This window comes from Spirosoma pulveris (genome assembly GCF_054781875.1).
The window spans coordinates 261,363-273,778 of record NZ_BAAGTO010000004.1 but is presented as its reverse complement, the minus strand read 5'-3'; the positions used below and the strand labels follow the sequence as shown (position 1 = coordinate 273,778).

At 52.4% G+C, this 12,416-nt stretch carries 6 protein-coding genes; all 6 read right to left on the bottom strand.

The genetic code is table 11. The features are described from left to right. Nucleotides 1-106: 106 nt before the first annotated feature. On the bottom strand, nt 107-2,395 hold the full coding sequence (locus ACYVJM_RS16995; protein WP_461149420.1) for a DUF7133 domain-containing protein: 2,289 nt from the start codon (nt 2,393-2,395) through the stop codon (nt 107-109). Between the two features lie 17 nt (nt 2,396-2,412). Next, complete coding sequence (locus tag ACYVJM_RS16990; RefSeq protein ID WP_461149419.1) at nt 2,413-3,234, bottom strand: ceramidase domain-containing protein; 822 nt, start codon at nt 3,232-3,234, stop codon at nt 2,413-2,415. A gap of 136 nt (nt 3,235-3,370) precedes the next feature. After that, a complete protein-coding gene (locus ACYVJM_RS16985) occupies nt 3,371-4,837 on the bottom strand; it encodes a RagB/SusD family nutrient uptake outer membrane protein (RefSeq protein ID WP_461149418.1) in 1,467 nt (488 codons plus the stop codon). Nucleotides 4,838-4,857: 20 nt separating this feature from the next. After that, on the bottom strand, nt 4,858-7,860 hold the full coding sequence (locus tag ACYVJM_RS16980) for a SusC/RagA family TonB-linked outer membrane protein (protein ID WP_461149417.1): 3,003 nt from the start codon (nt 7,858-7,860) through the stop codon (nt 4,858-4,860). A gap of 412 nt (nt 7,861-8,272) precedes the next feature. After that, nucleotides 8,273-10,522 carry a PVC-type heme-binding CxxCH protein gene (locus ACYVJM_RS16975; protein WP_461149416.1) on the bottom strand — a complete coding sequence of 750 codons (2,250 nt, stop codon included), beginning with the start codon at nt 10,520-10,522 and terminating at the stop codon, nt 8,273-8,275. Nucleotides 10,523-10,716: 194 nt separating this feature from the next. Continuing rightward, a complete protein-coding gene (locus tag ACYVJM_RS16970; protein ID WP_461149415.1) occupies nt 10,717-12,309 on the bottom strand; it encodes an arylsulfatase in 1,593 nt (530 codons plus the stop codon). Nucleotides 12,310-12,416: the final 107 nt, after the last annotated feature.

Below are 12,416 nucleotides of genomic sequence, written 5' to 3'. Positions count from 1 at the left end.
GAATAGTTGTTGATTACTAGCCATTTAATCTTTATGTTCTCTGTGTTCAATTAACTTTATAGGAATACTGACCAGGATGCACCGACGGTTGGTGCTACACAAATTCCTACTTCAACGTCGTTGTGGGCAGGAGTTGTTTTTCCAGTTCGTCGATTGTCCAGGCTCCGCGCGAGGATGCGTAGGCTTCCCGTACTTTTTTAACCTCTTCAGGCTGTACCACCGCCGATTGCCGCCCTTTTATGGCGCGGGTCGATGTACCGACAAATTCGTAGCGGATGTAACTGGCAACCGAAGCAATCCATTCGTCGGTGTTGTCTTTCATAGAGGCCATTTCGCTGGGGTACTCTTTCCCTTCAATCGGGCCTTTCAGGCCGTGCAGCAAAATCCGAATGGCGTAGTCCCGGTCGTTGTTCACGTGTCTGGCTCCCCGTAGGGCCGGTGCCGCGTTGGTGGGCAAGCCGTTGCCATCGCCCCCGTGGCAGGGCGAACACATGCCTTTATAGATCTCACCCCCGCTCACGATCAGCTTCCGATCGGCTGCGGTAAATGCCCCCAGTTTCATGCCGTAAACTTTGGCATCTTCGTTACGGTCGATGCTGTTTTTGGCGCGGGCCAGCATTTCGTTTCCCGAATTCCGGGCCAGAATATCCTGAACCAGTTGCCGGGCCAGCTCATTCTTATTGGCTCCCAGCGATAAAATCAACTGCGTTTTCACGTCGTAATTTTCATCATTCACCAGACGGCCTACATGGGCAATCATGTCGCCGTCATTCTGTTTGAGATAACGTTCGCTGATCCAGACAGCCGCCCGTCGCATTTGCGCATCGGTATCTTTCAGAGCCGTATAGAGCATATCTTTATCAATGGCCTCCAGGCCTTCCAGCGTCCATAATGCGTGCAGGCGGCCTAGCGCTGAAGCCCCTTTCTGACCGCCAGCCATCTGTTTCAGCGTCGGAACAACCGACTTATCGCCGAGGAGTATGATCTGCTTCTGGGCATTATCCCGCCACCAGCCATTTGGATGATCCAGGTGTTTCACCAGATCGGCCGCCGGAACGTCGAGCATCTGGGGTTTAGGACCGGGTTTATAACCGTCGTGTACCAAACGCCAGATTCGCCCCCGCTGGTTGACTTTCGCGATGCCATACTGGTCGATTTTATTCCGAAGGAACGTCCCCTTTTTCGTCCAATTGGATTCCTGAATAATCCCCCGGTTCATGTCGATGATATACAACAGACCATCGGGACCGGTGTAGGTATTGACGGGCCGGAAGAAGAAATCGGTGCTGGCGATAAATTCCTTGTGTTTATAGACATTCTCCAGGTAGGTCTTCCCGTCCCGGTTCACGACTTTGGCCCGGCGGATAATCCGCGCGACGGGTTCGTTGATCAGGTAATCGCCCACCAGATCGGCCGGAAGGCGGTCGCCCCGGAAGATAGACTGGCCATTTCCCGACGTAAAGTGATTCAGCGTACTGTCCGGACGTAAGCGGGGCGGACCACCCTGCACTTCGGGATTGGAAATCCGCGACCAGACGGGGCTGAAGGTTTCTTCGTTGTAGGCATCAGCGAACTCCAGCGCCCCATATTTCGGGTTGATCTGGAAGCCCGATCCGGCGTTTTCGCCCCCGCCCCGGCTGTAAAACAACCGACCGTAGTTATCGTGCGTCAATCCCCACTGGCCATTGGAGCCGCTATGCAGAGAATCGGGCTTGAGCATCCCGCCCACATACCGGAACCGGATGGGATCAACGGTCTGGTAGATGTAGTTGTCCAGGTTCCAGACCAACCCGCTGCGCTGGTGTTCGAGGTTGCCGGGGGCCACCTTCCCAACGGTATACACGGCCCGTTTTTCATCGGCAACGCCATCGCCGTTGGTGTCTTTATAGCTGGAAATATCGTAGGTATCGGTTTCGTTCACCAGCAGTTCGTGGTTGACACACAGGATCATACGCGGCAGCATCAGGTCTTTGATGAACACCGAGCTTTTGTCCATTTTGCCGTCGTTGTTGGTATCTTCCAGCAGCATCACCCGGCTTTTTTTGTCCTTCGTACCGGTGCCGTCGGCGTCCTGCGTATAGGTTTCCATCTGGGCCACATACATACGGGCGTTACCGTCCCAGGCAATGGCCACGGGTTCAGTAATCATCGGCTCGCTGGCCACCAGTTCCATATGATAACCGGGGGGCAGCACAAACGCCTGCTGGCTTTGCTCGGGCGTTAAGGCCGTGACGGCAAACGGCGCCAGCGGCAGTGTGGTATCTTTATCGACGGCAGAAGCAGCCGCCACCGAAGCGGAGCTACCAGCTGGCGTGTTCGTTGCCATCTGCACTTTACACGCATAGATAAACGCGGATAAAGCCATCGTGCCAATCATCAATCGGTTACGCTTCATGCTAACAAGTAGTTGGTCTAGGGTTTAGTAAATCGGAAGAACGAATAGCTGCAAACGCTGCTCAGCGCCGTCAGCAAATGCCAAATCGAATGTCCTTGTATCAATGAATGCGGGTCGCAGCCAATTTTCTGCACATCCAGGGTGCGAAATCGAACGGCAACCACCATAAGCACCAGGCTGGCAATGGCTAACAGAATCGAGCGTTTTCTCCTGAACTGGAGATAATTTACCGCAATACCTACCAGCAGGGCCAGAATTAGTGAAGGCAACAAAACACTGCTGGAAATCAGTAAAGCAATTTTCAAAAACAGGAGTACAACAATGACTAAAGCAATGACCCAGACGTTTTTAACGGGTTGCGTCAATCTAATTTTATACAACACATGATACAACGCTATACTAACCAGAACGAGTGTAATACCATACGTGCCGTTCATATCGACCCGCTGGCCTATCCACGTCAGCGATGCGTGAAAAAAGGCGCTGCCAAAACTCAGGTAAATAAAGCAGATGCCCATCAGGGCCGAGAGCGCGGGAAACGATTCCAGCCGGTTCTGAATTTTCAGCCCCTGGTGTTTATGATCGTCCATAGCGATTTGCAGAATCAGTACGCCAAAGTAGAAGTACGCCAGATTGGAATACGTATTCATGGGCTGGTGAAAGAACCGGGCCACATGGTTGAATTCGCAGTATTCGACCACCAGCGCCGATTTGCTCACCACCATCCCGGCCCAGACTGCTCCACTGAAAAACGAATCGAGCCCCCACCAGATAACGAGCATGCCCAGCGTGAGAAGAAACGAGCGAATCAGGAGTTTAGTGATCGTTTGGGAGGGCATATGTAAGCCGTTTGAAAAAATGGTGTGCTTATAGTTGAAAAGAGCGAAACAAGCCATCTCTACCCCATAGCCTTACGCACAAAAAAGCCTCCCGGTTTAGGCGGGAGGCATGGTCAAGATAAGGTGAAGTCCAGCCTTACTTGATCAATGGATTGTTGGTCAGCTCGACATCGGGTATGAAATACGTGAATCGAGCAATGCTTCCGCCGGTGGGTGTTTTACCGGCCGCTTTCGCCAGCGCATCGGCCCGGCCGGTACGCACCATATCCCACCACCGTTTGCATTCATACATGAATTCATAGCCCCGCTCCTGGAAGATCAGATCGTCGAAAGTCGCTTTGGTGAGGCCAGTCGGGAAGTCGGCCACGGTGCTGGCGCGGGCTAAATCGACACCATAGGCGCGCCGTCGTACCTGATTGACGGCGTCGTAGGCTGCGTCCGTTGGTCCGTTGAGCTGATTCTCTGCTTCGGCAAAAATCAGGTAGGCTTCGGCAAAACGGTACAGGTAAAAATCGTTGCCCGAAGCGGTTTCTTCCGGGGCGGCTCCGTCGCGATACTTACCGAACATAAAGGCCGCATCGGGAATCATATTGGCCCTGATTTTTACGCCATTGATCGTAATGGAGTCAATCAGGTTCCAGCTTCGGCGCAAATCTTTCCGGTCCCAGTTCCGAATCAACGGCGCGTTCCGAACCATAAGCGCCGAAATACCCCGGGCGGCAAGCCCCGCCTGTAGTGCACGGCCTTCAAAAGCGTAAGTCGGCAGGAACGAACCCAGCGCTTTTTGCTGCGAAAATTTAATGGCAAAGATTTCTTCGGAATTGGTTGGTGCCGAAGGGGAATAGAGCGTTTCCAGCGACCGGACCAGATCGTAGCCGTATTTGGCTTTGTTATCGATCACCTCTTTGGCTTTGGTGCGGGCGTTGGCGTACTCTTTATTCCAGAGGTAAATTTCGGACAGCATCATTTTAGCCGCGCCCTGGGTAGCCCGTCCGGTGCTGGCATCCACTACTTTCAGCGGCAACGCCGTTTCGCAAAACGCCAGGTCTTTGATGAGCTGGTCGATGATCACTTTCGAATCAGACAACGGCAGGGCCGTATCGTTGGAGTTCGCAATAGGCGTCAGGCGTAGGGGTACGGCACCGAACATGCGCGTCAGCCACCAGTAGCAGGTTGCCCGAATAAACAGGGCTTCGGCCTTGAACGGGGCTTTGATGTCCGTTGCCAGCGTCTTGTCGTCCTCAATGGTCTTCAGGATCAGGTTTGCCTTGCCGATGGCTTCGTAGAAAGTGGTCCAGCGGGCAGTATTATCTCCACGCTGCGGCTCAAAATTGTAGTTCATGTAGTTGGTACCACCGCCTGCGGGCAACTGGCAGTACTCGGCGCACCCTTCCACGTCGCGCGTGAGGGTCGACTCCCAAAGCCGACCTCTCGAACGGGAAAGCGGCTCGTAGGCCCCGATGACGAACGCATCGAGCAGGGGCTTATTCAACACAGCAATCTGGTATTTGGCGGGGGGTACTTCGTCCAGTAATTTTTCGCAGCCCGACAAAACGCCCATCAGGAAAACCAGGGTGAGGGGGAGAATGTATGTATGTTTCATTGCCTGAATGTCAGTTAAGATTAAAGACTGATTGAAAGACCCAGTGTGACGGATTTAACGCCGGGATAAGCCCCGTTATCGACGCCCTGCTGCAGCGAATTGCCGCTAAAAGCATTCACTTCGGGATCGTATCCTTTGTACTTCGTCAGGGTAATCAGGTTCTGGCCGGACAGGTAGACGTTGGCCGCTTTGACAACTTTCTGGTTGCCCATCGGGAGCCGGTAATCCAGCCGGATGTTTCGCATCCGTATGTAGGCTCCATCTTCCAGAAACAGTTCCGACCGTCGGTGAATGTCCGATGCTTTGGGGTTCGGGTAGTAGTCGTAGATGTTGGCAACCCGGTTGTAGGCGGGCGTGGGTGTCGCCGACGTAAACAGCAGCTGATTGTCGATAATGTTGCCCTGCACACTCGACCAGGTCATGGTGAAGTTGACCCGCTTATAGCGGATGCTGTTCGTAACGCCAATGATCGAGGTTGGGTAGGGGCTGCCCAGCAACTGGTTATCCCGGCCGTCAATAATACCGTCGTTGTTCAGGTCTTCGAAAGCCAGTTCGCCTTTGGCATCCATCCCTTTCGTTTTCGGGCCATAGAACGCCGAAAGCGGGTCGCCGGGGGTGATTCGGGAATTGCCGGAACTGAACGGCAGGTTGTTTTTGGTGGCAACGACTTTGTTTTTATTGATCGACAGGTTGGCGTCGATCATCCAGCGGAGGTCGTTGGTGTTCAGAATATCGGCACCTAACTCCAGCTCGAACCCTTTGTTCTGCACCTCGCCCACGTTGTCGATGATAGTGTTGTACCCCGTTGACGGTGCCAACTGAACGGTGGCGAGCAGCGATCGGGTATTCTTGACGTAGAAGTCCAGCGACGCCCGGAACCGGTCGTTGAGCAGCCCGGCATCGAGGCCTATGTTGCTTTGCGTGGTGGTTTCCCAGGTGAGGTTGTCGTTGGGCAGCGTGGGCGAAAGGCCAACCGCTAACCCCGAACCGGCTCCCTGCGCCGTGTTGATGATGTTGCCAACCAGCAACGATTGGTAAGGCTGAATGGCGGGGTTACCCGATTGGCCCCAGCTGCCGCGTACTTTCAGGTTAGACAGGGCGCTGAACTTCTTAATAAATGCCTCTTCCGACGCTCTCCAGGCCAACCCTACCGACGGGAAAATACCGTACTTGTTGTTTTTACTGAAGACCGACGCGCCATCCCGCCGAAGACTGGCTGAAAATAAGTACCGGTCGTTATAATTTAAACGCAACCGGCCAAATGCCGAAACGAGGTTGTTCTTAACAATGTCGGTTACGGGTTTGGATACACTACCTGCCGCCGAAAAGTTATAGTTTTTCAAATCGTCATTAATGTATTTCGATCCCAGTAACTGGATAAGGTCCTGCTGGGCCGCCTGAACCGATCCGCCGACAACACCCTCGAAATCGACCTTCCCGAATTTCTTTTTGTATTCCAGAAAATCTTCGGCGACGACATTGATGGAGTTGGTCGTTGTCAACTGGCCAATGCCCACGCCGGAGCTTAACTGCGCCAGAACAATCGGGAAATACAAGTCGCCACGGGCCGTAAAGTAGTCGGCCCCGAAACGCGTGGTGTTCGTTAAACCCTCAATCAGCTTGATGCTGAAATCCATCCCGCCCTGAAAACGGGTTACGGTATTCCGATCCAGCGACTCTTTCGTAAAAGCCAGCGGGTTTTCTACGTCGATGCCGCTGAACGAGAACGGACGCGGGTTGCCGTAGGTCCCGTCCGCATTATACGTTGCTACCGTAGGCGAGGCCAGTACCATAGCCCCAACGCCGTTTTTGCCCATATAACGAGTAGGCGAGTTATCGGACGATGAGAACCCGTTCGACTGGGTCCGGGCGACGGTCATATACGTCCGCAGGCTCACCCGTGAGTTCAGTTGGGTATTCAGATTGAAACGCAGCGAGCCCCGGAAGAAGTTGGTGGCCAGAATGATGCCGGGCTGGGTCAGGTAGTTACCCGATACGTAATACTGGGTTTTATCGGTGCCGCCCGAGAAACTCAGCGTATGGTTCTGCTGCAAAGCCGACCGCACCACCTGATCCTGCCAATCGGTATTGGCGTTGGTGGCGTTGGTCACCTCCGCCGGAATCGCCAGGTTCGAGTTGGTGTAGTATCGTTTAACGAAATCCAGGTATTGTGTTCCGTTCATCAGATCCAGCTTTTTCTGGATGGTCTGATTGGTAAAACTAGCGTCGTAAGTGATTCTATTCTGGCCCGCTTTGCCGCTTTTGGTGGTAATCTGCACCACGCCATTGGCCCCTCTCGACCCGTAAATAGCCGTTGCCGAAGCATCTTTCAGCACTTCGATACTTTCAATGTCACTCGAATTGAAGGCCGACAGGCCATTAAGTGCCCGGTTATCGTTGTTGTACTGCGGCACACCATCAATAACAAACAGCGGCTCATTGCCCCCCGCAATGGACGTTACGCCACGCACCCGAATGGAGACACCGGCTCCCGGCTGGCCCGAACTCTGCTGCACCTGCACACCGGTCATGCGGCCCTGCATGGCGCTTTCTACACTGGTAACGGGCATTTCCTGAATAGTCGCCGATTTAATAGCTGCCGACGAACCGACGAACTCAGCCCGTTTCTGATTTCCGTAACCCGTTACGACTACTTCTTCCAGTGCTTTCGTATCGGGCTTGAGGCTAACGTTCAGCACCGTTTGGTTACCTACTTTAATCTCTTCTTTGAGGTAACCGACAAACGAGAACACCAGCACATCGCCCGTATTGACGTCAAGGCTGTATTTACCACTGATATCGGTCGTGACGCCGGTTGTGGTCCCTTTTTTCAAAATACTCACGCCCGGCAAACCAGCGCCATTCTCATCGGACACTGTACCGGAAATTTTCTGTAAAGCACTGTTAGTAAGCCAATTGGCAGACTTACCGGCGAATGAGACCTGTAGTTGAGCCACAAAAATCATCGCCCACAGAACACCCGCAACGAGCATCCTGCTTCTGTACCGTAAAAGGTTAGACATAAGGTAAAAGGTTAGAAATGGTAGAAAACTTGAAGAAGAAGCAAGCTGTCAGACTGCATAGCGGGTAGCAACTAATGACAGCCAAAACCGTAACCAATACATATTGAAACAATCCTATCAGTCAACCAAGCGCATCTTTATATAGACGTTACCATTTTTGACATACAGGTTACTGAAAATAAGTATTTATACGGATATGTTTTAAGTAATTCTAACCTTTTTGTCTGGGATATTATCAATAAATTATTGATTTATTTATTTATGCAATCGTTACCGGTAACGTTCCCGGAGCTATATATACCTGTATACATTTAAAAAGAAAATCACTTCCCGGACCTAAGTGGTTTCAGAAAGTGATTTTTTTACACAATAGCAACAATATTAAACTGCCGCTAAGACAATCCTGGCCTGCTTACTTCTCGAAATCATCTTCAAGCAATTGTTTCTCTGTCAAGACGCCACTCCCGGCGGGTTTGCGCTCTCGCATTTTTTTGACATCAGCGGCTGAAACCCGTTTCCCTTCTTTCGCCAGGGCGTTTTGGGTATATTGAATAATGTCGACAATGTCCTGATCGCTAATATCCTTGTTATTAAGCAGGGCGGGCATCTCGTTGTTCAGCTGGTAGAGTTTACCGTTCACGTGAATCGGTCCGCTGACGCCGTGGAGAATGATGGAAGCCAGCCGCTTCATCGACCCGTCGATGTACTCGGAGCCTTTGAGGGGCGGGGCCAGATCCTGAATCCCTTTTCCATCAGCCCCATGGCAGGTCGCGCAAATGGTTCGGAACAGTTTCAAGCCTTTTGTGCGGTTATCGACCTCGTTGACTTCGACCACATAAATCGAGTTCATCTGCTTTTTCAGCCGATTATTGATGGTCTGCGTCAGGTTATTTTTCAGAAAATCGCTCGGATTCATCGATGCCAGAAACACCTCTTCTTTTCCATCGAGGCCGCTGGTCAGGGCTTCCTGAACAACTTTCTGCGTCGCGTATTTTTTGTCTATTTCCGACAGAATGGGCAGGAAGGTATCATCCGACAGCTTCAGCCACGGGTTCAGCGCCATCGACAGGTATAGGTCGATCGTTTCGTTGTTCCGAGCCAGTAGTTCGGTGCTCATGGTCTTCATGCTGGCTACCCGTTGTGGTGTGGCGAATCGCTCCAGAAGGCCCAGGGCGTGCGCGATGGTTTCGGGCTGCTTCGACTGCTTTACAATGGCGCTCAGATTATCGAACGTAAGGGCGTTCAGACCATCCAGCACGTACAGTGCATGAATCGCCGTTGATAATTCGTTTCCGCCTTTGCTCAACGCGAGCAATTGATTGACAACCGTCAGGTCTCTCTTTTGAATCAATACCTGTTGCGCACGATCCCGTAGCCAACCGTTGGGGCTACTGAGCAAGGCGACTAACTGCGCCGTCGTCGCCCTGGTGAAATCGGGGACTGGATTGAGTTTGTTGGCTTTGCTCGTTATTTTCAGAATACGGCCCGCGTTCTGGAGCGTATCCAGTTTTTTACTGGCCAGTTGTTCGCTCAGGTATTGCGAGATATACGCCTTGTGCTGGATGATGCCCCGGTGCATGTCAACCACGTAGATAGCACCATCGGGGCCATCGAACAGGTTTACGGGCCGGAATCCCTCATCCGTCGAGGCTATAAACTCTTTACCCTCCGTTGCCTGACTGGCCGTGGTTTGAAGCCCTTTGAAGGTCAGAATGTTCCGTTTGATCAGGTTGGCTTCGGGCACGCAGACGAACGCATTCTGATTGAAGCCGTCCGGAAACGCACCACCTCGATACACCAGCGGACCGCAGGCCGCCGTCACTTCTTTTAGTATTCCCTTCTCGTCCAGCACACCCGTTTGGTAGCCTCGGTTGACGGACGTTTGGTGAATGGGATATACCCGATTGCTAGCCAGACGCTGATGCTCCGAGATAACGGGCTTAAAGTATTTGTTTCGGATTACTTTGTTGGGCAACACGAAATCGCCCTGCAAATTGGTGGAGTTGTTGTTGTAATAAAGCCGCCCGAAATTATCTCTCGTGATGCCCCACTGCCCCCGGTCGGTGGTCGGTTCTTTCACCCATTTGCCGTTTTTCAGCTGATACCGGAAGTTATAATTGGCGTTATAAATCCAGTTATCCATGTTCATCATCAGCCCGTTCGACGAGTGCTCCACGTTGCCGCCTTCGGCATAAATGGGATCGACCAGTGTTTTTTTGCCTGGCTTGTCGTTGACGATCTCAACGAACCACAGTTTGGGACCATCGACATACAAGAGTCCACCGTACACGTACGCCAAGGCTCTTGGCAGCACGAGTTTATCCAGAAACACTTTAGCATGGTCGGCCACGCCATCTTTGTTCCGGTCTTCCAGAATAGTGATTCGGCCGGTGGGTTCTTCCTCACCAATTCCTTCCAGATTGGGCATGTAGCCAATCATTTCGACCACCCACATCCGACCTTTGTTGTCGAAATCCATGCTGACGGGGGCTTTCAGCAACGACTCCGACGCAATGAGTTTTAGCTCGAATCCATCTTCCACCCGATAATCATCGAGCGAAAAAGCAGGTTTGGTGCCAGAGATTTGTTGAAAACCAACCATACCACTGGCAAGCAATACTAAGGAGGCAACTGCTAACGTAAAGCGTTTTGTCTTAGCCATATTTATTGAGTATTCGTCTGTTTATTTTTCCGGAAAGACTCGCAATATCACAACACCGTGATGATGGATTTCGGTTTTGATTGAATCTGTAAAATTGCCAAAAATCTGCTGACGCCACACATCGTGCAGCTGGTAATGCGTAAATATCATTCGGTATAGATGTTATGCGTGTAGATTGATCCTGTTGCAACCCGCTACTCCGACTTCCCGGCCGGACGCTCGCGAACACCTACTTTCTGCGCCCAGCTATCATAGTCGGCGCGCAGACTGGCTACGAGCTGGGGTTGTTTTTTGGCTAAATCGTTGGTTTCGCAGGGGTCGGCTTTGAGGTTGTACAGCTCCCAATCGGCGTCTTCGGTATCTTTCACCAACTTCCAGTCGGCTTTGCGGATGGCCTTGTTGCCTTCGTGTTCCCAGCAATAGGTGCGCGGTTCAGTCTTTTTGTTAGCCCACAGATAGGACAGACTCTTACCCGGCAAATCGCTGGCTGGCGACGCTTTGTTGGGAACGCCCGCCAGTTCAAGGCTGGTGGGCAGCAGGTCCATAACGTGGCCGACGCCCTCAACGTAGCCCGTTTTTGGCAAGATGCCGCGTGGCCATTGCATAATGCAGGGTGTAATCATGCCGCCCTCGTGCAGGAATCGCTTGTATTTCCGAAACGGCGTAACCGATACGTTGGCCCAGGGCGTATCATACGTGACGTACGAGCCGCGCTCGCCAATCTTTTTGGTGGGGTCGTTCAGCTTCCGGCTTTCCATATTTTCGTTGGAACTCCCGTTGTCCGACATGAACACGATGAGCGTATTGTCGTACTGCCCGTTGGCTTTTAAGGTCTTGATGAGCCGACCGATATTCTGGTCCATCCGGTCGATCATGGCGGCATACACGGCCATTTTCCGAATCCACTGTGCTTTATCGGTGGCTGATTTCCAGGCGGGTACATCGGCAGGGCGGGGCGTCAGTTGGTATCGCTTGTCGATCAGCCCGAGCTGTTGCATTTTTTGGTAGCGCCGGGTACGGGTCACATCCCACCCCTGCGCGTACAGTTTTTCGTATTTGGCGATATCCGACTCGTAAGCGTGCAGCGGAAAATGGGGGGCGGTGTAGGCCAGATACATAAAAAAGGGTTTGTCGGCCTGTTGCTGCTTCTGCTGGTTGAGGTACTGAACGGCATAATCCGTGAAGGCGTCGGTCATGTAAAAACCGTCGGTTGGCGGGGTAAACTCTTGATTATCAAGCACGACGAACCGCTTGCCTTTTTCGGCCGGGACGATTTCGTAATAGCTCGACGCGCCGGAGATCAGGCCGAAATAATGGTCGAAGCCGCGTTTCAGGGGCCAGTGTTCGGGCCGTTCGCCCACGTGCCATTTGCCGAGCATGTAAGTACTGTAGCCTGTTTCTTTCAGCCGTTCGGCAATGGTCGGGTAACGCGCATCCAGAAATCCCTGATAACTCCCCGGCTGAATAGCCGCATTGGGCATCGTAACCATCAGGCCCATGCCGACGGTATGCGGGTACTGCCCCGTCAGCAGTGAGGCCCGGGTTGGGCAGCAGCGGGCGTTGTTGTAAAAGCTCCGCAGCTTGATGCCGCCAGCCGCCAGTTTGTCAATGTTCGGCGTGTTGACTTCACCCCCATAGCAGCCAATATCCGAAAAACCCATGTCATCGGCCAGAATGAACAGAATATTCGGGCGTTTGACAGATTGTCCAACCGCTGGCTTACCGCTCGTGAAGAGCAGTAGAACCAGAAAAAGCAGCAGCCAGCTTTGCGGCCGGAACTGTATCATCTTACGTTCGGAGTTTTTTATAATTCTCACAGTAGTTGACGTGAATTATGGCTGATCTAAAAAGTTAATTATGCTCCCTTTTGTCATCCCGAGGCACGAGGGATCTT